The sequence below is a fragment of the Neisseria zoodegmatis genome, from assembly GCF_900187305.1.
Taxonomy (GTDB): Bacteria; Pseudomonadota; Gammaproteobacteria; order Burkholderiales; family Neisseriaceae; genus Neisseria; species Neisseria zoodegmatis.
Map to the genome: position 1 here is coordinate 2,066,824 of NZ_LT906434.1, position 21,374 is coordinate 2,088,197.

Annotated in this window: 23 protein-coding genes; 9 read left to right on the forward strand and 14 right to left on the reverse strand. The window is 51.9% G+C overall.

Going from position 1 to position 21,374, the window contains the following annotated elements; all coding sequences use genetic code 11:
* Positions 1-23: 23 nt before the first annotated feature.
* From guaA to CKV66_RS09740, 7 genes are all read right to left on the reverse strand, one after another.
* Entirely contained in the window at positions 24-1,589 is a 1,566-nt protein-coding gene (guaA, locus tag CKV66_RS09710; protein ID WP_085364464.1) for a glutamine-hydrolyzing GMP synthase, read from the reverse strand.
* Between the two features lie 141 nt (positions 1,590-1,730).
* On the reverse strand, positions 1,731-2,069 hold the full coding sequence (locus CKV66_RS09715) for a hypothetical protein (protein WP_085364452.1): 339 nt from the start codon (positions 2,067-2,069) through the stop codon (positions 1,731-1,733).
* 75 nt (positions 2,070-2,144) lie between these two features.
* The gene (locus tag CKV66_RS09720) at positions 2,145-2,594 is read right to left on the reverse strand and encodes a hypothetical protein (RefSeq protein ID WP_085364453.1); all 450 of its coding nucleotides are present in this window, start codon (positions 2,592-2,594) and stop codon (positions 2,145-2,147) included.
* 70 nt (positions 2,595-2,664) lie between these two features.
* On the reverse strand, positions 2,665-3,111 hold the full coding sequence (gene smpB / locus CKV66_RS09725) for an SsrA-binding protein SmpB (protein WP_085364454.1): 447 nt from the start codon (positions 3,109-3,111) through the stop codon (positions 2,665-2,667).
* 86 nt (positions 3,112-3,197) lie between these two features.
* Positions 3,198-3,419, reverse strand: coding sequence for a DUF1653 domain-containing protein (locus CKV66_RS09730; protein WP_197697451.1), 222 nt, complete (start codon positions 3,417-3,419; stop codon positions 3,198-3,200).
* Positions 3,416-3,745 carry a hypothetical protein gene (locus CKV66_RS09735; protein ID WP_231990482.1) on the reverse strand — a complete coding sequence of 110 codons (330 nt, stop codon included), beginning with the start codon at positions 3,743-3,745 and terminating at the stop codon, positions 3,416-3,418. The genes CKV66_RS09730 and CKV66_RS09735 overlap by 4 nt, the downstream gene beginning before the upstream one ends.
* A gap of 43 nt (positions 3,746-3,788) precedes the next feature.
* Positions 3,789-3,992, reverse strand: a complete 204-nt coding sequence (locus CKV66_RS09740; protein ID WP_002217533.1) for a cold-shock protein — start codon at positions 3,990-3,992, stop codon at positions 3,789-3,791.
* A 241-nt stretch (positions 3,993-4,233) separates the two neighbouring features.
* On the opposite strand from CKV66_RS09740, the gene clpS reads away from it, so the two are divergent.
* Complete coding sequence (gene clpS / locus CKV66_RS09745; protein ID WP_085364456.1) at positions 4,234-4,548, forward strand: ATP-dependent Clp protease adapter ClpS; 315 nt, start codon at positions 4,234-4,236, stop codon at positions 4,546-4,548.
* Complete coding sequence (gene clpA, locus CKV66_RS09750) at positions 4,549-6,828, forward strand: ATP-dependent Clp protease ATP-binding subunit ClpA (protein ID WP_085364457.1); 2,280 nt, start codon at positions 4,549-4,551, stop codon at positions 6,826-6,828.
* A gap of 164 nt (positions 6,829-6,992) precedes the next feature.
* On the opposite strand, the gene CKV66_RS09755 is transcribed toward clpA, so the two are convergent.
* Positions 6,993-8,120, reverse strand: a complete 1,128-nt coding sequence (locus CKV66_RS09755) for an aminotransferase class V-fold PLP-dependent enzyme (RefSeq protein WP_085364458.1) — start codon at positions 8,118-8,120, stop codon at positions 6,993-6,995.
* A gap of 426 nt (positions 8,121-8,546) precedes the next feature.
* Here CKV66_RS09755 and CKV66_RS09760 point away from each other — a divergent pair, with 426 nt between their 5' ends.
* Positions 8,547-9,746, forward strand: a complete 1,200-nt coding sequence (locus CKV66_RS09760; RefSeq protein WP_085364459.1) for an acetate kinase — start codon at positions 8,547-8,549, stop codon at positions 9,744-9,746.
* Positions 9,747-9,945: 199 nt separating this feature from the next.
* The gene (locus CKV66_RS09765) at positions 9,946-10,971 is read left to right on the forward strand and encodes a hypothetical protein (RefSeq protein ID WP_085364460.1); all 1,026 of its coding nucleotides are present in this window, start codon (positions 9,946-9,948) and stop codon (positions 10,969-10,971) included.
* 151 nt (positions 10,972-11,122) lie between these two features.
* Here CKV66_RS09765 and CKV66_RS09770 read toward each other — a convergent pair whose 3' ends face one another.
* Positions 11,123-11,542 (reverse strand): DciA family protein, encoded by a 420-nt coding sequence (locus CKV66_RS09770; protein ID WP_085364461.1) that lies wholly within the window; start codon positions 11,540-11,542, stop codon positions 11,123-11,125.
* Between the two features lie 184 nt (positions 11,543-11,726).
* Between CKV66_RS09770 and secA the strand changes: the two genes are divergently transcribed.
* From secA to CKV66_RS09785, 3 genes are all read left to right on the forward strand, one after another.
* Positions 11,727-14,483 (forward strand): preprotein translocase subunit SecA, encoded by a 2,757-nt coding sequence (gene secA, locus CKV66_RS09775; RefSeq protein WP_085364462.1) that lies wholly within the window; start codon positions 11,727-11,729, stop codon positions 14,481-14,483.
* A gap of 100 nt (positions 14,484-14,583) precedes the next feature.
* A complete protein-coding gene (locus CKV66_RS09780) occupies positions 14,584-15,237 on the forward strand; it encodes an IS1595 family transposase (protein ID WP_095197876.1) in 654 nt (217 codons plus the stop codon).
* A gap of 208 nt (positions 15,238-15,445) precedes the next feature.
* Positions 15,446-16,525 (forward strand): hypothetical protein, encoded by a 1,080-nt coding sequence (locus CKV66_RS09785; protein ID WP_231990483.1) that lies wholly within the window; start codon positions 15,446-15,448, stop codon positions 16,523-16,525.
* 288 nt (positions 16,526-16,813) lie between these two features.
* On the opposite strand, the gene rpsO is transcribed toward CKV66_RS09785, so the two are convergent.
* Both rpsO and CKV66_RS09795 read right to left on the reverse strand, forming a co-directional pair.
* Complete coding sequence (gene rpsO / locus CKV66_RS09790; protein ID WP_085362895.1) at positions 16,814-17,083, reverse strand: 30S ribosomal protein S15; 270 nt, start codon at positions 17,081-17,083, stop codon at positions 16,814-16,816.
* A gap of 222 nt (positions 17,084-17,305) precedes the next feature.
* Complete coding sequence (locus CKV66_RS09795; protein WP_085362894.1) at positions 17,306-18,547, reverse strand: aromatic amino acid transporter; 1,242 nt, start codon at positions 18,545-18,547, stop codon at positions 17,306-17,308.
* Between the two features lie 46 nt (positions 18,548-18,593).
* On the opposite strand from CKV66_RS09795, the gene CKV66_RS12660 reads away from it, so the two are divergent.
* Positions 18,594-18,752 (forward strand): hypothetical protein, encoded by a 159-nt coding sequence (locus CKV66_RS12660; RefSeq protein ID WP_158087791.1) that lies wholly within the window; start codon positions 18,594-18,596, stop codon positions 18,750-18,752.
* On the opposite strand, the gene CKV66_RS09800 is transcribed toward CKV66_RS12660, so the two are convergent.
* From CKV66_RS09800 to CKV66_RS09810, 3 genes are all read right to left on the reverse strand, one after another.
* Positions 18,740-19,120 (reverse strand): hypothetical protein, encoded by a 381-nt coding sequence (locus CKV66_RS09800; protein WP_085362893.1) that lies wholly within the window; start codon positions 19,118-19,120, stop codon positions 18,740-18,742. The two genes, CKV66_RS12660 and CKV66_RS09800, sit on opposite strands and share 13 nt — an antisense overlap.
* A gap of 124 nt (positions 19,121-19,244) precedes the next feature.
* Complete coding sequence (locus tag CKV66_RS09805; RefSeq protein WP_085362892.1) at positions 19,245-19,862, reverse strand: Smr/MutS family protein; 618 nt, start codon at positions 19,860-19,862, stop codon at positions 19,245-19,247.
* 82 nt (positions 19,863-19,944) lie between these two features.
* Positions 19,945-20,682 carry an SDR family NAD(P)-dependent oxidoreductase gene (locus CKV66_RS09810; protein WP_085362891.1) on the reverse strand — a complete coding sequence of 246 codons (738 nt, stop codon included), beginning with the start codon at positions 20,680-20,682 and terminating at the stop codon, positions 19,945-19,947.
* A gap of 216 nt (positions 20,683-20,898) precedes the next feature.
* On the opposite strand from CKV66_RS09810, the gene CKV66_RS09820 reads away from it, so the two are divergent.
* A complete protein-coding gene (locus CKV66_RS09820; protein ID WP_085362889.1) occupies positions 20,899-21,312 on the forward strand; it encodes a hypothetical protein in 414 nt (137 codons plus the stop codon).
* Positions 21,313-21,374: the final 62 nt, after the last annotated feature.

Sequence of the window (21,374 nt, forward strand, 5' to 3'; positions counted from 1 at the left end):
TATATCAATAAAAAATAACCGGCTTATTCCCACTCAATCGTGGCAGGCGGTTTGCCGCTTACGTCGTACACCACGCGGTTGATGCCGCGTACTTCGTTGATGATGCGGTTGGACACTTTGCCGAGCAGCGAATAAGGCAGTTCGGCCCAATGTGCGGTCATGAAGTCGCTGGTTACGACGGCGCGCAGCGCAACCACATATTCGTAAGTGCGGCCGTCGCCCATCACGCCGACGGATTTTACCGGCAGGAACACGGCAAAGGCTTGACTGGTAAGATCGTACCATGAAGTGCCGTTTTCGTCGGTGGTGTTGCGCAGCTCTTGGATGAAAATATCGTCGGCACGGCGCAGGAGGTCGGCGTATTCTTTTTTCACTTCGCCGAGAATGCGCACGCCCAAGCCGGGGCCGGGGAAGGGGTGGCGGTACACCATTTCGCGCGGCAGGCCGAGGGCTACGCCGAGTTCGCGCACTTCGTCTTTAAACAGGTCGCGCAGCGGTTCGAGCAGCTTGAGGTTGAGGGTTTCAGGCAGGCCGCCTACGTTGTGGTGGCTCTTGATGGCATGGGCTTTTTTGGTTTTGGCACCGGCACTTTCGATCACGTCGGGGTAAATCGTGCCTTGTGCCAGCCATTTGGCGTTTTGGCGTTTGCCGGCTTCGGTTTGGAACACTTCTACGAATTCTGCGCCGATGATTTTGCGTTTTTGTTCGGGGTCGGTCACGCCGGCGAGTTTGCCCATGAAGTCGTCGGTGGCATCCACGTGAATCACGTTGACGCCCAAGTTGCGGGCAAACATGTCCATCACCATTTGGCCTTCGTTCAGGCGCAGGAGGCCGTGATCAACGAATACGCAGGTGAGTTGGTCGCCGATGGCGCGGTGGATCAACGCGGCGGCTACGGAAGAATCCACACCGCCGGACAAGCCGAGAATCACTTCGTCGCTACCCACTTGCTCACGGATTTTGGCCACGGCTTCGTCGATGTAGTTGGGCATGGTCCAGCTGGGTTGTGCGCGGCAGATGTTGAGCACGAAGCGGTTGAGCAAGGCACGGCCTTGTTTGGTGTGGGTCACTTCGGGGTGGAATTGGATGCCGTAGAATTGTTTTTCGGCGTGCTCCATCATGGCCACGGGGCAGCTCGGCGTATCGCCGATGATGCAGAAGCCTTCGGGCAGCTTGGATACTTTGTCGCCGTGACTCATCCATACGTCAAGTGTGTTGGGCTGGCCGTCTGAAAGGCCGCGGGTCAGTTCGCTGTCGATGGTTTTCACTTGGGCGTAACCGAATTCGCGTTGGTCGCCGGGCGACACTTCGCCGCCGAGATGGTGCGCCATAAACTGCATGCCGTAGCAGATGCCGAGCACGGGAATGCCTAAATCGAAAATGCCGGTGTCGGCCTGATAATCGGATTCGTAAACAGAATTGGGGCCGCCGGAAAGAATAATGCCTTTGGGCGCAAAGGCTTTGATGTCTTCCAAAGGCATATCGTATGAATGCAGTTCGCAGTAAACGTGGGCTTCGCGCACGCGGCGGGCGATGAGTTGGGTCACTTGCGAGCCGAAATCGAGAATGAGGATTTTGTCTTGGGTCATGGTGATTTCTTCGGGTTGGTTTTGCGGTTGCACAATGCAAAAAGGAGTACGGCAAATAAAGTTATCAGGCCGTCTGAAAAGGGCGTTATTGTACCATTTTTTCAGACGGCCTGAATTGTGTTTTGCTGCTTGGGCAACGGCTTAATGTTCGGGCAGCTTGGGATGTTTGTACGGCACGACGCTGCTGCGTGAAAGCAGCAACAAGCAGCCGAGAATCATCATACCCAAAGCAATCAGCGGCGAATAGCCGAGCAGATATTGGCCTTTGAGGTACACGGCGGCGCCGATGTAAACCAGCAGCGGGCCGGAGACGACAGACTGTTTGTTAATGCCGTCTATCAGCAAAACGGCGATACCGCCTATGGCCAAACCGGCGGCAATCAAGGTGGCGGTCGGCGGCAGAATGCCGGTGGTTTTGAGAAACCATACCGCGCCCGCAATAATCAGAAATAAAGGCAAAGCAAGTGAAGACTGGCGCATGTTTACGCTCCGAATGTGTTCAGACGGCCTGCATTATTGTGCTGTGCAGGCCGTCTGAAAAGGGGGTGTTGAGAATTATTGCGCTTTTTTACCCAGCAGGCGGGCGATAATGCCGTCGGTTTGTTGCTGCAAGTTGGGCGAGCGGCGGTATTCCGGCTCGTCGTTGACGTTATAGCCGAGATTGGCGACATGATAGTCGGGCGTGCGCAGAATCATGGCGATTTTTTTAATCATTTCAGGGCTGCCGGCGGAAATGTAGCGCAAGTTGTAGCGGCATTCCGGTTCGTAAAGACGTTGGCGATTGGCCGCCACATCTACGATTTCAGCCTCAATACCTTGATTTTGCAGCGAACGGGCAATCACTTGCTCCAAACCGTGCGGCGTGCGTTTGGGGTTCGGAATAATGCAGACACGCTGGATGGTTTTCAATTCGTCTGACCGATTTTCGGCAACCTTAACTTTAGTGGTGCCACATGCGCTCAGCCCCAAAGCCAGCAGAGTAAAAGCTAAAATTTTGTGTTTCATCGTATTTCCTTTGCAATGTAGATTAATTTTTCAGACGGCCTATGTAAAACAGTCAATCTGCGGGCGACCGTTAACCCGCGTTTTTCATCAAACGCTGTTTCTCGCGTTTCCAATCGGCTTCTTTCATGCTTTGGCGTTTGTCGTGCTGTTTCTTACCTTTCGCCAAGCCGATGTCCATTTTGATTTTACCGCGATGGTAGTGCATATTGAGCGGCACGATGGTGTAGCCCGCGCGTTCGGTTTTGCCGATGAGCTTGTTGATTTCGGATTGGTTCAACAGCAATTTACGCTGGCGAACAGGATCGGGTTTCACATGGGTAGATGCCGTAGGCAACGCCGTAATGTGGCAGCCCACCAGATAGAAAGCATCTTTTTTCCAATGGATATAGCTTTCTTTCAACTGCACACGGCCGGCGCGGATGGCTTTGACTTCCCAGCCTTCCAACACCAAACCGGCTTGGATTTGGTCTTCGATGAAATAGTCGTGAAACGCTTTTTTATTGTTGGCAATACTCATAATGTTTCAATCGGATAATGGTTCAGACGGTCTATTCTAGCAGAAGGCCGTCTGAAAAGAAGCAATGGTTGGCAACACAAAGCTGCTTAAAAAGCGTGTATGCAAGAAAAGCGCGGCACCGTTTCGCCTTCATGCTCCACGGTTTCGGCAAACATTTCCGCAGGCCGCACCCACAAACCGTAGCTGCCATACAAAGCGCGGTAAACCACCATCGGCTCTTCGGTTTCGGAATGCTGCGCCACGCCGATGACTTCATATAAATTGCCTTTGTAATGGCGGTAAATGCCGGATTGGATAGTCATACTCATGCTTGCCCGCCGGATAAAATAAGCTGTTGGTAATAACGCCCTATTTCGGCAATGGCTTTATGATTGCCGGGCTTGAGATCGGTTTTCCAATCGGCCAAGCGTATTAAAAGGGCATCTTCTTTTTCAGCCAAGGCGCAATCGGTCGATTGATGCTGCCGCAAATGGCTGATTAACGCTTCAATTTGCTGTAACGCAGCTTGGTATTGTTCAGAATTCGGCATAACAAAACATCCGAGATATACTTTAAAGCGAATCCGCTCGACACTTTTAAAATAGCCAAGCGTAAAATCAGGCAAAAAGAAATGGCAGGTTTTGCAACCCGCCATTAATTATCAATATTGCCAGCCGGGTTGCCCCGGCAATGCTTTATTAAGCAGCTTGGATATTAGCAGCTTGTTTGCCTTTAGGGCCGGTGGTAACGTCGAAAGAAACGCGCTGGCCTTCTTTCAGGGTTTTGAAACCTTCCATGTTGATCGCAGAGAAGTGAGCGAACAAATCTTCGCCACCTTCATCCGGAGTGATGAAACCAAAACCTTTAGCGTCGTTAAACCATTTAACAATACCGGTTGCCATTGAACTTCCTATACTAAAAAATTAACAAAAAACAGCAAATTCAGGCAACGCTGAAAACCTAAAAGTTTCGAGTTTCTCCCAAACTATTATGCTTTATATCGGCTGCCAAGCTCTGCCTAGAAAGCTTTTTACCTATGTTAAGGAGTGTAGTCAAGTAGTGTTTGGGAAAAAAGTCAAAATTTATTAAAATAACGCAAAAAACAACATAAACCGCCACCAAAAAATTCTTTAAAGATTTAATATGACTAAGTACGACACACAGCACAATACGGACACCGATGTCTTAAACCGCAGCCGGACAACGCCTCCGAAACGCTACGGCGTGTATCTTCTCAACGATGATTACACGACGATGGATTTTGTTGTTAAAGTATTAACGGAAATATTCATGATGTCTGAAGACAGGGCGGTTGCGGTGATGCTTCTGATTCATCACGAAGGAAAAGGTTTGTGCGGCGTTTACTCGCGCGATATAGCCGAAACAAAACAACAGCAAGTGATGCGGCGGGCGCGCGAAGAAGGCCATCCGCTGCAATGTACTGTTGAGGAGGTTTAAATGATTTCAGCCGAGCTTGAACAGATTTTACAGACTATCTACACCGATGCACGCAAGCAGAAATATGAGTTTATCAGTCTGGAACATCTTTTACTGGCACTGATAGAGCACAGCGAAGAAGTGTATAGCGTATTGAGCAAATGCGGTGCCGACTGCGGCGTGCTTTCCGAACAGCTGATCAGCAGCATGGTCGATAATACGCCTACGCTGCCCGAGCATCTGTTTGACAAAACCGAAACCCAGCCCACTTTGGGCTTCCATCGCGTATTGCAACGCGCCATGGTGCATACCCAATCGGCAGGCAAGCAAGACGTGAAGCCTTTAGACGTACTCGTGGCCTTAATGAGCGAAACCGAAAGCCATGCCGTGTATTTCTTGCAGTTGCAATCCGTTACCCGCTACGACATCCTGCGCTGCGTGGCGCACGGCATACCGTCTGACGAGCCGTCTGAAAACGATCAAGACGACGAAACAGGTGGCGCCGAGCGCGAAAGCAACGACGCCTTAACCGCTTACACCGTCAACCTGAATGCCGAAGTACAAGCCGGACGCATAGACCCTTTAATCGGCCGTCGCGCTGAAATGGAGCGCATGGTGCAGATTTTATGCCGCCGCCGCAAAAACAACCCTCTTCTCGTCGGTGAAGCCGGCGTCGGCAAAACTGCGCTGGCCGAAGGGCTGGCGCACATGATTGTGAAAGGCAACGCTCCGGAAATGCTGCAAGGCGCGGTTGTGTTTTCTTTGGATATGGGCGCCCTGCTCGCCGGCACCAAATATCGCGGCGATTTTGAAGCACGGGTTAAGGCCGTCTTAAAACAATTGGCCAAAATTCCCAACGCTGTTTTATTTGTGGACGAAATCCACACCATCATTGGCGCAGGCAGCACGTCCGGCGGCACGATGGATGCTTCCAATCTGCTCAAACCCGCTTTGGCAAAAGGTGCGCTGCGCTGTATCGGCGCGACTACCTACGATGAATACCGCACCATTTTCGACAAAGACCACGCCTTAAGCCGCCGCTTTCAAAAAATCGACGTCGTCGAACCGAGCGTTGCCGAAACCGTGCAGATTTTGCGCGGATTGAAGCCGATGTTTGAGGATTTCCACCAAGTGCGCTACACCTCCGGCGCATTGGAAGCAGCCGCCGAACTCTCCGCACGCTATATCAACGAGCGTTTTTTACCCGACAAAGCCATCGACGTGATGGACGAAGCCGGCGCGGCGCAACGGATTCTGCCGAAGTCGAAACAGAAAAAAGTGATCGGCAAAGCACAAATCGAAGCGGTGATTGCCAAAGTGGCACGCATTCCCGAAAAAACCGTTTCCCACGACGACAAACAAGTCCTGCAATATCTGGCGCGTGATTTGAAAAACATGGTATTCGGCCAAGACAACGCTATTGAAGCGCTGGTGGCCGCCGTGAAAATGGCGCGCTCCGGCTTGGGGCAGCCCGACAAACCCATCGGCAGCTTTCTGTTTTCCGGCCCCACCGGCGTCGGCAAAACCGAAGTCGCCAAACAGCTTGCTTATTCGTTGGGCGTGCCGCTGCAACGCTTTGATATGTCGGAATATATGGAACGCCACGCCGTATCGCGTTTAATCGGCGCGCCTCCGGGCTATGTCGGTTTCGAACAGGGTGGCCTGTTGACGGAGGCGGTAAACAAACAGCCTTTCTGCGTGCTGCTGCTCGATGAGATCGAAAAAGCGCATCCCGATATTTTCAACGTGCTGCTGCAAGTAATGGACTACGGCAAACTGACCGACAACAACGGCAAAAGCGCCGATTTCCGCAACGTCATCATCATCATGACCACCAACGCCGGTGCAGAAAGCCTGAGCAAACCGGCTATGGGTTTTGCGGGCAAACGTGAACGCGGCGATGAAATGGAAGCCATCAACAAGCAGTTCACGCCCGAATTCCGCAACCGATTAGACGCCATCATTCCTTTCGCACCGTTGGACGGAAAAATGATTGCCAAAGTGGTGGATAAATTCCTGCTGCAACTCGAACAGCAGCTGCTGGATAAAAAAGTGGAAGTCGAGTTTACGCCGGTATTGCGCAGCTATTTGGCGGAAGAAGGATTCGACCCGCAAATGGGTGCCCGTCCGATGGGGCGTCTGATTCAGGAAAAAATCCGCAAAGCCTTGGCCGACGAACTGCTCTTCGGCAAACTCGCCGACGGTGGTTTTGTCCGCATAGACTGGGATTCGAAAAAATCCGAAGTGGTGTTGAAGTTCAAGAAAAACACAGCGAAAAAAGAGGAAGAAGCCGCGCTGTAAAACAGCATCTGCCCTTCCCTAAACATCTGAGGCCGTCTGAAAAACATATTTTCAGACGGCCTCAAATGTTTACACAAGCCTTTGCAGTTTCTCTTATAAAAACAAATGGCTTAGACACTAGAAACACCGCAAAGCTTTTAATAAGACTTCATTTTCAGACGGCCTCAAACCTTTTTCAGCACTTCTGCAAATGTCTGCACCGTGCGCTCCACATTTTCCAGTTTGTCCAAGCCGAACAAGCCCAAGCGGAACGTTTGGAAATCACTGCGCTCGCCACATTGGAGCGGCACGCCAGAAGCAATCTGCATACCGTGCGCCAAAAAAGCCTTGCCGCTTTGAATGTCGGCATAATTGGTGTAGCTCACCACCACACCCGGCGCTTCAAAACCTTCCGCAGCCACACTCGGATAACCCTGCTCTGCCAACAAAGCTCTGATTTTACGGCCTAACTCCATCTGCGCCGTTTTCAGTTTATCAAAACCGACGGCCTCAGCTTCTTTCATCACATCATGCAATTTCAGCAAAGCATCGGTTGGCGGCGTAGCGTGATAAGCATGACCGCCGTTTTCAAAAGCTTCCATGATTTGCAGCCATTTTTTCAAATCAAGCGTGAAGCTGTCGGACTCCGTAGCCTGCACTTTGGCATATGCCGCTTCGTTCAACATCACCAAACCGCAGCAAGGCGAACCGCTCCAGCCCTTTTGCGGCGCGGAAATCAGCACATCAATACCAAGCTGTGCCATGTCCAACCACATGCAGCCGGAAGCGATACAGTCGATCACCAACAATCCGCCCGCCGCATGAGTGGCTTCGGCCAGCCGACGGATATAATCATCAGGCAGCATAATGCCCGAAGCCGTTTCCACATGCGGCGCAAATACAACCGCAGGCTTGTAAGCCGCAATTTCCGCGCACACTTCCTCAATCGGCGCAGGCGCAAACGGCGCTTGGGTTTCGTCGGCAGGCTGTTTGGCCGTCAACACTTTAGTATCGGCGGCAATGCGGCCTTTTTCGAGAATCTGCGTCCAACGGAAACTGAAAAAACCGTTGCGGACAATCAAACATTTTTCATCACGCGCAAGCTGGCGGGCAACGGCTTCCATACCCGACGAACCGCTGCCGGGAATCACGGCAACATGCCCGGCTTGATAGACTTTTTTCAACGTAGCGGAAATATAACGTAAGGCCGTCTGAAATTTCTGCGACATGTGGTTCAAAGCACGATCGGTATAAACAACCGAATATTCGAGCAGACCGCTTTCATCAACTTCCGGGCGCGGCAAAGTAGCCATGTTTTCTCCTTTGAATGATTTGATTGAATTGACACAAATAGCATGGATTGCTGCGGACAACAAACCGCCGCAACAAGCTCATTCCGACAATGAATAATGATGGATTGGCCGATGTTAGCATTATCAAAACTTGATGTACAAGGCAGATTATAAGCTTTTGATAAACAGAAAAATGATTGCACCGTCTATCTTGCCTGCAACAATCTTTCCCCGCATGAATATCGACAATATCACACCGCTTACCGCCCCAAACCATTCAAACTTTAACAGCAGCCAAATCCAATTACTCCCACCCATTTTCAGGGGCGGCTTAATTTTCAGACGGCCTTCAATAATTTTGATAAAATACGCGGCTTTTTTAACCTTAAATCGGATTTACGCATCCAAACAGCGGTGAATACCGCATAAAAAAACAGGAGTATTTTTATGTCTGACAAACTGATTTTAGTATTGAACTGCGGCAGCTCTTCATTGAAAGGCGCAGTATTGGATAACGACAGCGGAGAGGTTTTATTAAGCTGCTTGGCTGAAAAGCTGAATCTGTCAGATGCCTACATTACTTTTAAAGTAAACGGCGAAAAACACAAAGTGGAGCTGACCGCCAATCCCGACCACACCGGCGCAGTGGAAGCTTTGATGAACGAATTGAAACAACACGGCCTCGACAGCCGTATCGCGGCAGTAGGCCACCGTGTAGTCAGCGGCGGCGAATTGTATAGCGAATCTATCGTAATCACCGAAGAAGTGGTTGACGGCATTGAGAAATGTATCCCGCTGGCACCTTTGCACAACCCTGCAAACTTGTTGGGCATCCGCGCCGCGCAAAACATTTTCAAAGGCCTGCCGAACGTGGCCGTGTTTGACACCGCCTTCCACCAAAGCATTCCCGAACACGCCTACACTTATGCCGTTCCGCGCGAACTTTACCGCAAATACGGCCTGCGCCGTTACGGTTTCCACGGCACCAGCTACCGTTTTGTAGCCGACGAAGCCGCCCGTTTCTTGGGTAAAGACAAAAACAGCCTGCGCATGGTCATTGCCCACTTGGGTAACGGCGCTTCGATTGCCGCCGTCGCCAACGGCCAATGCCAAGACACCAGCATGGGCTTAACCCCGCTTGAAGGCTTGGTGATGGGTACGCGCAGCGGTGATGTGGATCCGAGCATCTTCTCTTTCTTGGCCGAAAACGCCAACATGAGCATTACCCAAGTTACCGACTTGTTGAACAAAAAATCAGGTTTGCTCGGCATTTCCGAACTTTCCAACGACTGCCGTACCATTGAAGAAGAAGCCGCCAAAGGCCATGAAGGTGCCAAGCTGGCTTTGGAAGTCTTTTCTTACCGCTTAGCCAAATACGCCGCTTCTATGGCCGTAGCCGCCGGCGGTTTGGACGCTCTGGTGTTTACCGGCGGCATCGGTGAAAACTCCGACGTTATCCGCAGCAAGGTTCTGAATTACTTAAGCTTCTTAGGTTTAACCGAAGATGCCCAAGCCAATATCCAAGCCCGCTTCGGCAATGCCGGCGTGATTACTACTGCCGACAGCAAAGCCCAAGCGGTGGTGATTCCGACCAACGAAGAACTGATGATTGCCCAAGACACCGCCCGATTGAGCGGCTTGAAATAAGGCGCATTCATATCGGCAATCAAACAGCTCTGCTTCGGCAGGGCTGTTTTTTAATTACCCAAATCTTCGCCAACGCGCCGAAAATATAATCCGCAGATCGCCACACGGCAGAACCTTTCCAACCCCGCCCCCATACTTGTAAATACTTCCCCAACATGGTTATGATGAAAGCCTCTTTTCTATCAGGCCGTCTGAAAATATGAAACGCGCTTTTATACTCAGCGATTGCGAACCGCCGCTGTGCGAAGAAAAACCTTATGCACTGCTTACCGCCAACGTAACCAAAGGCCATCATTTCATTGCACAGACCGAGCAGCGCCAACACGCATTCAACCGCGGCGTGAATCCGCAAAATCAAAACGTATACCGCCTGCCGCTCTCGCTGTTCCACAAGCCCTATAAAGGCAAAGCGGAAAGCGTCAACATCGAAAACAATCTGGAAATCAACAACCTCTACACCTTATCCTTCGTCGAAGGCAGCGGCGGCAGCCAATACAACTTGGAAAGCTGGTTTAGCCGTCACGAAAGCGGTTATGAAGAAGCCAGCAACATGTTGAGAACCGTCCGCCCCGGCAAGCAGAAAGTACCCGAAGCACTGTGGCGCATTTTACGGCTGAAATTGCTGGGTATTTTCCGCAATCCCTACAACCACAACACATCATTCGTCCACGACCTGCACCAAGCCGTATTGGCACAACTGCCCGAAGTCAGTTCCGAGTTTGTCAAACTCATCGAGCAAAGACCGCAGCCGCGCTTGGGCAAAATATTGACCGAATTTGCTTTCACGCCCGACAGCTATACCCGCTGGCTGGCCAACCTTTACGGCATGTTGAGCGAAGGCGTGATGCAGCCTTCCTTATTTGAACGCCTGTTTGCCGCTTTATTCGCCGATTCAAACTCCGTAAAAATAGAACTGTACAGCTACACCGAAGAATCAGACTGCTGCCTTTTCCCGGATACAGGATTCTGCGCACAGATTTCCCGCGCCCAATTCAGCATCGGCGTAAGCGTGGCAGCCGACATGTTCGCCATCGTGCACCTGCAACGCAGCCGCTGGAACGCGGTAAAAAACAATTTTGCCGACCATCTTCCCAAACCTACCGCATTGGAAGTGAACGTGATCGAAAACAATCAGCAGCAAAGAGCCACCTTCAACCGCTTGTGCATCCGACACGCCCGCGAAGCCGTGTTCGGACGCAGCAACCACCGTGCGGACTATTTTTAGTTTTAGTGAGATGGGTAAAGGCCGTCTGAAAACAAAAAAAGAGATAAATTAAGAGAAAGATAAGATTGCCTGCGCAACGCAACAACAGGCCGCTGTAAAAGCGTTTTCAAGAATAACAGCAATAATACGTTCAAAACAAACGGCAATTTTGCTAATCGCCGTGTCTCTCCGCCAATTTGCGCAAAGCCTCCGCCAATTCAGGATATTGCTCCAGCTGATCGGCAGTGCGCTTAAACCCTTCCACCGCCGCTTCGCTCAACACCAGTGTGTTTTTACGCACCGGCTCCGGCTGTTTCGGCACAATCTTCACACGCACTTCCCGAATATCCGAACGGATATTCTGCAACTGCGGCAGCAATCCCGGCACAATCATACGCAAGCGCGACAAAGCGATATTATTGGCGGCCAACAAAATCAACACGCCCTCTTCCACACAGGCCGTCTGAAAATGCGGGCGCAGATTGGCAGGCATAATCTGCTTTATCTCCCTATCGAGCCTGCTCCACTGCTGCGACTGCTTGAGCAAACCCAGCAGCCGGCCGTCTTGTTTACCGAGTTTTTCCAAGTCCATTTTGAGTCAAACCGCCCGAGTGTTGTTTTCATTCAGTAAAGAAAAGTTGAAATTCAGTCAAACTGCCGCCATTTCAGACGGCATTGTAACCCTGCCAAACGGCTTGTGTTAAAATTCGGATTTAATTTTTTGCATCTTATTTATATTCACGGAACGCCCAAGCCGCTCCGCCACAGGAAATTTCATGCTTACCAACTTAGCCAAAAAAGTATTCGGCAGCCGCAACGACCGCCTGCTCAAACAATACCGCAAAACCGTCGCCAAAATCAACGCGCTCGAGCCTCAATTGAAAGAACTCAGCGACGAGGCTCTGAAAGCGAAAACACCTGAATTCAAACAACGTTTAGCCAACGGCGAAAGCCTCAACGACATCCTGCCCGAAGCGTTCGCCGTATGCCGCGAAGCCAGCCGCCGCGTGCTGGGTATGCGCCATTTCGACGTCCAGCTGATCGGCGGTATGGTGCTGCACGACGGAAAAATCGCCGAGATGCGTACCGGCGAAGGTAAAACACTGGTGGCTACTTTGGCCGTATATCTCAACGCACTTACCGGCAAAGGCGTTCACGTCGTAACCGTCAACGACTACCTTGCCTCGCGCGACGCCGGCATTATGGAACCGCTGTACAACTTTTTAGGCTTGAGCGTAGGCGTGATTGTCAGCGATATGCAGCCCTTCTTCCGTCAAACCGCCTACAATGCCGATATTACCTACGGCACCAACAACGAATTCGGTTTCGACTACCTGCGCGACAACATGGTAACCGACCAATACGACAAAGTTCAGCGCGAGCTGTCTTTTGCCGTTGTCGACGAAGTGGACTCCATCCTGATCGACGAAGCCCGTACCCCGCTGATTATCTCAGGCCAAGCCGATGACAACGTGCAGTTGTACCAAGTGATGGATCAAGTGCCTGCCCGCCTTATCCGCCAACAAACCGAAGAAGGCGCGGGCGATTACTGGGTGGACGAAAAAGCCCATTCCGTCGTTTTGAGCGAAGCCGGACACGAACACGCCGAGCGCATTTTGGCTGAAATCGGTCTGCTCCAAGAAGGCGATTCGCTCTACTCCGCCGCCAACATCATGCTGATGCACCACCTGATGGCGGCCTTACGCGCACACACCTTATTCCACAAAGACCAGCACTATGTTATCCAAGACGGCGAAATCGTTATCGTCGACGAATTTACAGGCCGTCTGATGTCGGGCCGCCGTTGGTCAGAAGGCTTGCACCAAGCCGTGGAAGCCAAAGAAGGCGTGGAAATCAAACGCGAAAACCAAACCCTCGCTTCGATTACCTTCCAAAACTACTTCCGCCTGTATCAAAAACTTTCAGGCATGACCGGTACTGCCGACACGGAAGCCTTTGAATTCCAAAGCATCTACGACTTAGAAACCGTTATCATCCCCACCAACCGCCCGATGCAGCGTAAAGACTTCAACGACCAGATCTTCCGCACTGCCGAAGAAAAATACGAAGCCGTTATCAAAGATATCCAAGCCTGCTTCGATAAAGGGCAACCCGTACTCGTCGGTACAACCAGTATCGAAAACTCCGAGCTGGTTTCCGCGCTCCTCACCAAAGCCGGATTGCCGCATAACGTATTAAATGCCAAAGAGCACGAACGCGAAGCCTTAATCGTTGCCCAAGCCGGCAAACCAAGCATGATTACCGTTGCCACCAACATGGCAGGCCGCGGTACCGATATCGTGCTGGGCGGCAACGTCAAACATCAAAGCGACGCCATCCGTGCCGACGAAAGCCTGAGCGAAGAAGAAAAACAAGCCCGCATCAGCAAACTGGAAAACGGCTGGGAAGCCGAGCACAAAAAAGTATTGGCAGCAGGCGGCTTGCATATTATCGGTACCGAGCGCCACGAAAGCCGCCGTATCGACAACCAATTGCGCGGCCGTGCCGGCCGTCAGGGCGACCCCGGTTCCAGCCGTTTCTACCTTTCATTTGAAGACCCGCTGTTGCGCCTCTTCGCCCTCGACCGTGCAGCAGCGCTTCTCAACCGCCTCGCCCCCGAACGCGGCGTTGCCATCGAACACAGCATGCTCACCCGTCAAATCGAAGGCGCACAACGCAAAGTCGAAGGTCGCAACTTCGACATGCGTAAACAAGTATTGGAATACGACGACGTTGCCAACGACCAACGTAAAGTAATCTACCACTACCGCAACGAGATTCTGACCAACAAAGATGTCAGCGAATTGGCTCAAGCCATCCGAGAAGAAGTATTAGGCAGCTTGGTCGACAGCCACATGCCGCCCGACACCATGGAAGAAGAATGGGACATTCCCGCACTGGAAGCCCAACTGGCAAGCGAGTTCCGTTTGAATGCCGATATCCAAGGCTGGCTCAAAGAAAACAACACCTTAGACAACCAAGACATCAAAGAACGTCTGATTGCCCAAGCAGAAAAAGAATATGCCGAAAAATCCGATTTGGTCGGCAAACAAAACATGAGCAACTTCGAGCGCAACGTTTTGCTGCAAGTAATCGACAACAACTGGCGTGAACATCTGGCCGCTATGGATTACCTGCGCCAAGGTATCCATCTGCGCAGCTACGCCCAGAAAAACCCCAAGCAGGAATACAAACGCGAAGCCTTCATCATGTTTGAACACCTGTGGAACGGCATCAAGCAAAACGTAGCATCTCTGTTAACGGCTGTCCAAGTCGAACAAAGCGATGACATCGTTGCCGATACCGAGCCGAAAGAGCCTTCATTCATGCAGGCCACCCACTCCGGCGCACCGTCGATGGAAGATGTGCTGGGCGAATCGCGTGATGATCTCGCCACCGAAGCATTCGACCCCACCGGCAACGATTACAGCCCGGAAACACTTGCTCAACAAGGCCGGTTTATCCACCGCAATGATTTATGCCCCTGCGGAAGCGGTAAAAAATATAAACAATGCCACGGAAAATTAAGCTAAAACAAAACCATAGCTTTAAAAGCCTGCTTTGAAACAAAGCAGGCTTTTTTATATAAAGAATGGGGCTGTACTAGATAAGCAGTCATGCTAGACTGCAAAAATGAAGATAACTCATTGTAAATTAAAAAAGAGTATTCAAAAGAAGTTGCTTCAATTTTTTGTGCTTGAAGCAACCGCCCGTTCTGCTGCCGATTTGTTAGGCATCCATTCCAATTCAGCGACTCTGTTCTACCGCAAGATCCGCGAAGTCATCAGCCATCATCTTGCTTTGGAGGCCGATGCGGTTTTTGATGGTGCTGTCGAATTGGATGAAAGTTATTTTGGCGGACACCGTAAAGGCAAACGCGGTCGCGGCGCCGCAGGGAAAGTGGCGGTTTTCGGCATCCTCAAACGCGGCGGTAAGGTTTATACCGTGGTGGTAGAAAACGCCAAACGGGAAAGCTTATTGCCTGTTATTACAAATAAAATCATGCCGGATAGCATAGTCTATACAGACTGTCTGAGCAGTTATGACGTGTTGGATGTGAGTGGTTTTACCCATCATCGTATCAACCACAACAAATTATTTGTTGATCGTCAGAACCACATTAACGGCATCGAAAATTTTTGGAATCAGGCAAAACGGGTACTTCGTAAATACAACGGTATCGACCGCAAATCTTTCCCGCTGTTCTTGAAAGAATGCGAATTTCGTTTTAATTTTGGCACACCGTCTGAGCAGCTTAAAATGCTGCGAAAATGGTGTAATGTTTAGGGCTTATCTAGTACAGCCCCTTGAAAAAACCGGCACTATTCTTAAGTATCCGCGCCGACTACCAATCTGTTGAGGCCGTCTGAAAATGTTTTAGCCAAACCCACCAAGCTCGTTTTAGCGAAACTCGCAAAGCTCGTTTTCAGACGGCCTTATGGTCAATGCCGTATAAATTTAGTATGCTATCAGGCAATTTTAAGGAGCACAGACCATGAAAACCATCCGTCACCTCTCCCTCGGCCTGTTGATGGGCACGGCATCATTCACCGCTTGGGCAGACAACACGCCGCAAGCAGAAACGCCCGCCGAGCCGGTTGCCGCAGAAGAGCAAGCCATCGTTGCAGAGCCGGCCGACTATGTACCTATCGCACAGCCTGCGCCCGAACCCGAAGCAGAAGCAGAAGCGGAACAGCACAACACTTGGGTTGACAGACGGCATAAAGACGTCCGCTCCACCATACGCGGCTGGGCGCACCGCATGGATGATTGGTTCGGCGACCCCGATCCCGACAACCCCGCCACCGCCAATCTGCGCGTGATGGTCGATACTTCTTGGAACAAATACGACGATTTTTCAGTAAAACCGCGTGTACGCGGCAAAGTAAAGCTGCCCGTGCTGCAAAAACGCCTGAATGTGGTGTTCGGTGACGACTCATTAGACAGCGAACCGCAACAAACCGGCCACTTATACGACGAATCCGCCCAAAACAACAAAACTTTCAGCAAAACCGAAACCCGCGAGAGCAACTCATCTCTCGCCCTGCGCTGGTCAGACATCGGCAAATACACCGGCATTGATACCGATGCCGATATCGGTATCCGCTCCGGCGACGATTTATATGTGCGCCTGAAAGGCAGCAAAGATTGGGATTTGGGCAACGATTTCAGCACGCGCGCCGAACAGGTTTACCGCTACGGCCTCAAGAGCGAGCACCATATCCGCACCACTTGGGAAGTGCGCCACGGAAAAGCCGGCAAACCCTTTATCGCCAACCATCTGAGCGTTGAGTACAACCATAAAGACAACGACGAACATTGGACTTGGAGCAGCAGCCTCTACCGCCAGCACGACTTCCCCAACCACAAACGCCTCAACTACGGCATTTATGCCGGCGGCGACATCAAAAACAAAAAAGCCAAGCTCAACAGCTACGGCCCGTTTGCAGGCTGGCGGCAACCGGTTTGGCGCGAATGGCTGTTTGTACAACCCGAAATCAACTATCTCAACAACCGCAAAGAAAACCGCAAACACCATATCGGCGCCTTGCTGCGGGTGGAAGCGTTATTCTAACGGGAGCTTGGCCGGCTTATCGGATAAGGGTTTTAAACCGACTTACCATCGTTTAAAGCCCGAAACTTTCGCATGATTCAGATAAAAGCTAAGAGCAAACCTTAACAATTTTGAGGCCGTCTGAAAAACTGCCAAGCTCGTTTTAGCGAAACTCGCTAGGCTTTTTTCAGACGGCCTCAACGGCTTTCATAGGGGCGGACACACAATCTGCCCCTAATGTTTGTTTGGCATTCGGCCGCACAATAAAAAACGCCGCTTGAGATAAGCGGCGTTTGAACACATAAAAGATTATTTACGCAAGCCCAGACGGGTAATCAGGTTACGGTAAGTATCGGGCTGAGTGCGGCGCAAGTAGGCCAGCAAACGACGGCGTTGGCTTACCATTTTCAACAGACCGCGACGGCTGTGGTGGTCTTTGGGGTTGGCTTTGAAGTGGGGAGTCAGATCGTTGATACGGAAAGTCAACAATGCAACTTGTACTTCAGAAGAGCCGGTGTCGCCTTCTTTGCGTTGGAAATCTTTAACGATTTGGGCTTTTTGTTCTACGCTTAATGCCATGATGGATAAACTCCGAAAATAATCAAGAACCTTGCGGTTCGGACAAGTTTGCCAAGCCAAGACCTGCACAAACTCCTGAAATTCCGTTTGATCAATCTGTAAACGGACTGGCGATTATGCCACAAGCCGGAACGGTTTGCACGATTTTATCGGCCGCTGCCGTGCGCGTGTTGCAATACGGCACGAAGGTTCAAAGCGTTTTTCAGACGGCCTCAATATACTTCAGCCTTTGAATACCGGCACCACTTCCCATTCATGCAAAATTTTCGCGGCGATATTGATTACGCCGAATGCAAACACCCACACAATCAGCCACATGCCGCCGTAAACCTGATAGCCTTTGTTTTCTGTGAATTTTTGGCGCGAACGGTAAAGCAGCATGGCCGGAATCAAAGCCGTCCACACCGTTGCCGCAAGGCCGACATAGCCGATGACCTTCACAAAACCGGTCGGGAACAGCAAGCAGCACACCAGAGGCGGCAGAAAGGTAAGCGCGGCAGTTTTGGTGCGGCCTGCCAAGCTGTTATCCCATTTGAACATATCGGCCAGATAGTCAAACAAACCCAGTGTCACGCCCAAAAAAGAAGTGGCAATCGCCAAATAGGCGAAAAACGACAACACCGCGGCCATGCTGCCGGTGGGTACGAATTTCGACAAGGTTTCAATCAGCACCGACACTTGACCGTTCACTTCAATCACCGGGCCGAAGGCATTGCGCGGCAGATTGCCCTGAATGGCCAGCTGCCACAGCACATAAATCACCAGTGCCATCAGCGTGCCGCCCTGCAAAGCGCGCGCAACTTTGGGGGCATCTCCGTTGAAGTATTTCAGCAGGCTCGACACATTGCCGTGAAAGCCGAAAGATGCCAAGCACACCGGCAGCGCGGCGGCAACATAAATCCAATATTGCGTGACCGGCGCCGCATTGCTGTCGAACAGCACCGGCAGTTTCACGCTTGTCAGCAAGCCGCCGGTGGCCCAGAAAAAGGCGATTACCATACCGGCAATCAAAATACTGGTCAGCCGGTCCACCCAGCGGGTCGATGCCCACACGCAAAACGCCAACACAAAGAAAAACAGCAGCTGCCCCGCAGGCAAGCCTACCTGCCCTTTCAGCAGGCTGCTCAAACCTTTGGCGGTTAAATCGCCGCCTACGAAAATATAGGCGTAAGTGAGCAGATAAAGCACAAACGCCACGGCAAATCCGTTTACCGCATTCCAACCTTTGCCGAGCAAATCTTTTACCATCGTATCGAAACTGGCACCGTGCGGGTAATGGGTATTCACTTCCAGCAGCATCAATCCGCTGGAAAGCATGGAAAACCAAGTGTAGAGCAGCACCAGCAGCGAGCCGGTAAACCAGATGCCCGACGTGGCGGTAGGGTTGGCCAGCATACCGGCACCGATTACCGTACCTGCAATGATTAACGCGCCGCCCAGCAGCGACGGATTTTTTACAGACATAATCTATTCCTTATTAACAGCGCTGAGGCCGCGGCGGAGCAAGTTTTTGCTTTTATTGAGAACACGGCGGATACCTCCCGCCTTCCGCATCCTCAACCCGCAGCCCGAAATGCGGCGCATATTATGCCTGATTGCGCTGGTTTCCCCCTACAAAAAATTTCAGACGGCCTATCAAGGCCGTCTGAAAAAAACTTACCAGCAGTAATAGCAAAAGCGTCGGAACGGATAAAAATCAGCCCAATCATCGTAATAGCGCAGCCGCTCCAATTCTTGACGCGCAATATAGTTTTGCCACGCCATTTTATAGCACGCCTGAAACATCGGGTCGGCAACCTTATCCACATAACGCAGGCGGAACGCTTTTTGCTCTTTGTCGCTGCGCGGCGGCGCATCGAACTGCTCGCGCATCAATTCGGCGGTTTCTTTGTCGCATTGGGCAGCCAGCGACACCTGCAAATCCTGTTCGTATTTTCTCTGCGCCGCTTCCCTTGCCGCCCGTTGTTCGGGCGTTACGGCACAGGCGGCCAGCGATAAGGCGGCACTTAAAACGGCGGCAGTTTGCAACATTTTCATAACACGCTCCTTTGGCAGGCGGGAAACGGATGGCGGAAAGCCAGCGGCTGTTCCTTTCTTAAATGTACGCCTTTTTCGCCCATGCTGCACAAGGTTTACATACCGGCAAACTCTGAGCCGGATGCTATTCCGTTTCCCAAGTTTTATTGCGTTTGAGCAAAATCCGCACCGCGCCGTCGTTGCCTTTGTGCGGCTCCACATAGGCCAGCACGTCGGGATGCGCCATCAGCCAGCGGCGCACGAGGGTTTTGAGCACAGGCTTGTAGCCGGACGAACCCAAACCGCTGCCGTGCACAATCTCGCCGCACACGCCGCGTTTTTTGGTGAACTCGATAAATTCGTTCAACACTTCCTGCGCCTGCTCCTGCGTGTAGCCGTGCAAATCCACGTCGGCCACCACTGGCCAATGCCCGCTTTGCAGGCGGCGGATGTCGTTTTTGCCCTGCCCGTTTTTGCTAAACGAGGCGGGCGGTTCGTCGAAGCCGCCGTCGCCTACATAAAAATAGTCTTCCGCCGCCAAGGCCGCCGCATCGGTTTTACGCGGTTTCATGGGGCTTTTGTCGCGCGGCGGGGCGTAGCGGTTGCTGTTTTTCAGCGGCACCACGCCGCCCATTTCTTTGGCAAAGTCCACTTCCTCGGCGGCTTGTTTGCGCGTGCGTTCTTCGGCTTCGGCACGCGCTTGTGCCTGTTGTTTGGCTTGCTTGCCCAGCGCTTTGAGGGTGGATTGGAAATCGTTGCTCATGTGTTTGGCCTTTATACGGATAAAGTCTTTTTCAGACGGCCTTTAAGCTTTAATCATGATGAGGCCGTCTGAAAATAATAAATCATTGTTGGCTAGGGCTGCGGCGTACGTCATCTAAAGTTTCGCTTCCGAAGTTTGAATCTTCAATCATGGCGGCGATGCGGGTGGCGGTATCGGCAGGGCTGCTTAACCCGCCTTGTTCTTTCAAATCGTGAAACCGCTGCCGTATCGGAAATACTCCGGCATCGGCGGCACGGATTTCCGCCTGCATGTCGGTATCGACCACGCCCGGGGCGATGGCGGCAATGGCAACGCCGGCATGCTGCTCGGCGGCAATGCAGCGGGCGTGATGGTCGAGCGCGGCTTTGGTAGCGCCGTACACGCTCCAGCCCGGATACGCATTGCGCCCTGCCCCGCTGCTGATGTGGACGATTTTCAGGATACTGCCCGCGGGTTTGCAGGCGATCACATGATTGGTAAGCAGCAGCGGCGCAGCGACGTTCAGAGACACGGCGGCGGCGATTTCGCCTGCGTCTTGCCTGCCTGCAACGGCATTGGGCGTTACAACGGCGGCGTTGTTGATGAATACTATTTCGTCGGCGTCTGCGATAAAACCGTCAATCAGGCCGTCTGAAAGCAAGGCGGACACGGCTTGTGTGCAGCTTAAGTCCACGCTGTGCTGAATCAGTTTTTCAGACGGCCTCAAAGCCGCCTGCCGCCGCGCCAGCCCCAATACGCTGCATCCCTGCTGCAAGTAGTGTCCGGCCAATGCCAAGCCAAGCCCGCTGCTGTGGCCGGTGATGATGATTTTGCTGTTCATAGATGGTTCCGCCGCTGAGTGGTTCTTAAAGGTTTCGAGACCGTTGCCAACAGCCCCGGCGGCTTTATTTTAGCGGCTTTTCCAAGCACCCGAAACCCGCGCTTCCGCAGCCTACCGTATCCAGCGCTTTTATTTTGCGGTATATTAAGCGCCTGTTTATCTGCCGTTTTCAGACGGCCTCCACCGAAACGCTGCCGCAACATAAAGGATTTCTGCATGTTCAAACGACCGGAAGAACTCATCTTAGCCACCCTTGCCGCCTTGTGGGTAGTCCTCACTTATCTGATTGCCAACTACTTCGGTGCGCCGATGCAAACCAAGCTGCTAATTACCGCGCTGACGCTGATTTGCTCGGTGGTGTGTTTCGTATTGTGGCAGCGCAATTTGAGCCGCAACATTTGGCCGTTTTTCCTCGGCCTGCTCACCGCCTGCTGGTGGCCGTATCTCGACTGGGTGGCCGTGCGCGACATTCTCGTTTCAGGCGGCACGATTTCGGCCGACACCATCGTGATTGCCAAACCGTGGTACGCCACTTGGACGTTCAAATGGATTCTCGCCCTCGCCCCCGTGCTGCTGGGCTACGGCGTGAAATGGAAACTGCACAAAGGCAGACAAAAAACCATTGATTAAGCGTTGATTCCAAAACCATCCTCCCAACAACAAAGGCCGTCTGAAAAACTTTTCAGACGGCC

Excerpts from the sequence above, each read along its gene's own strand:
- guaA (WP_085364464.1), bottom strand. The coding sequence starts at position 1,589 with ATGACCCAAGACAAAATCCTCATTCTCGATTTCGGCTCGCAAGTGACC.
- CKV66_RS09715 (WP_085364452.1), bottom strand. The coding sequence starts at position 2,069 with ATGCGCCAGTCTTCACTTGCTTTGCCTTTATTTCTGATTATTGCGGGC.
- CKV66_RS09720 (WP_085364453.1), bottom strand. The coding sequence starts at position 2,594 with ATGAAACACAAAATTTTAGCTTTTACTCTGCTGGCTTTGGGGCTGAGC.
- smpB (WP_085364454.1), bottom strand. The coding sequence starts at position 3,111 with ATGAGTATTGCCAACAATAAAAAAGCGTTTCACGACTATTTCATCGAA.
- CKV66_RS09730 (WP_197697451.1), bottom strand. The coding sequence starts at position 3,419 with ATGAGTATGACTATCCAATCCGGCATTTACCGCCATTACAAAGGCAAT.
- CKV66_RS09735 (WP_231990482.1), bottom strand. The coding sequence starts at position 3,745 with ATGGCGGGTTGCAAAACCTGCCATTTCTTTTTGCCTGATTTTACGCTT.
- CKV66_RS09740 (WP_002217533.1), bottom strand. The coding sequence starts at position 3,992 with ATGGCAACCGGTATTGTTAAATGGTTTAACGACGCTAAAGGTTTTGGT.
- clpS (WP_085364456.1), top strand. The coding sequence starts at position 4,234 with ATGACTAAGTACGACACACAGCACAATACGGACACCGATGTCTTAAAC.
- clpA (WP_085364457.1), top strand. The coding sequence starts at position 4,549 with ATGATTTCAGCCGAGCTTGAACAGATTTTACAGACTATCTACACCGAT.
- CKV66_RS09755 (WP_085364458.1), bottom strand. The coding sequence starts at position 8,120 with ATGGCTACTTTGCCGCGCCCGGAAGTTGATGAAAGCGGTCTGCTCGAA.
- CKV66_RS09760 (WP_085364459.1), top strand. The coding sequence starts at position 8,547 with ATGTCTGACAAACTGATTTTAGTATTGAACTGCGGCAGCTCTTCATTG.
- CKV66_RS09765 (WP_085364460.1), top strand. The coding sequence starts at position 9,946 with ATGAAACGCGCTTTTATACTCAGCGATTGCGAACCGCCGCTGTGCGAA.
- CKV66_RS09770 (WP_085364461.1), bottom strand. The coding sequence starts at position 11,542 with ATGGACTTGGAAAAACTCGGTAAACAAGACGGCCGGCTGCTGGGTTTG.
- secA (WP_085364462.1), top strand. The coding sequence starts at position 11,727 with ATGCTTACCAACTTAGCCAAAAAAGTATTCGGCAGCCGCAACGACCGC.
- CKV66_RS09780 (WP_095197876.1), top strand. The coding sequence starts at position 14,584 with ATGAAGATAACTCATTGTAAATTAAAAAAGAGTATTCAAAAGAAGTTG.
- CKV66_RS09785 (WP_231990483.1), top strand. The coding sequence starts at position 15,446 with ATGAAAACCATCCGTCACCTCTCCCTCGGCCTGTTGATGGGCACGGCA.
- rpsO (WP_085362895.1), bottom strand. The coding sequence starts at position 17,083 with ATGGCATTAAGCGTAGAACAAAAAGCCCAAATCGTTAAAGATTTCCAA.
- CKV66_RS09795 (WP_085362894.1), bottom strand. The coding sequence starts at position 18,547 with ATGTCTGTAAAAAATCCGTCGCTGCTGGGCGGCGCGTTAATCATTGCA.
- CKV66_RS09800 (WP_085362893.1), bottom strand. The coding sequence starts at position 19,120 with ATGAAAATGTTGCAAACTGCCGCCGTTTTAAGTGCCGCCTTATCGCTG.
- CKV66_RS09805 (WP_085362892.1), bottom strand. The coding sequence starts at position 19,862 with ATGAGCAACGATTTCCAATCCACCCTCAAAGCGCTGGGCAAGCAAGCC.
- CKV66_RS09810 (WP_085362891.1), bottom strand. The coding sequence starts at position 20,682 with ATGAACAGCAAAATCATCATCACCGGCCACAGCAGCGGGCTTGGCTTG.
- CKV66_RS09820 (WP_085362889.1), top strand. The coding sequence starts at position 20,899 with ATGTTCAAACGACCGGAAGAACTCATCTTAGCCACCCTTGCCGCCTTG.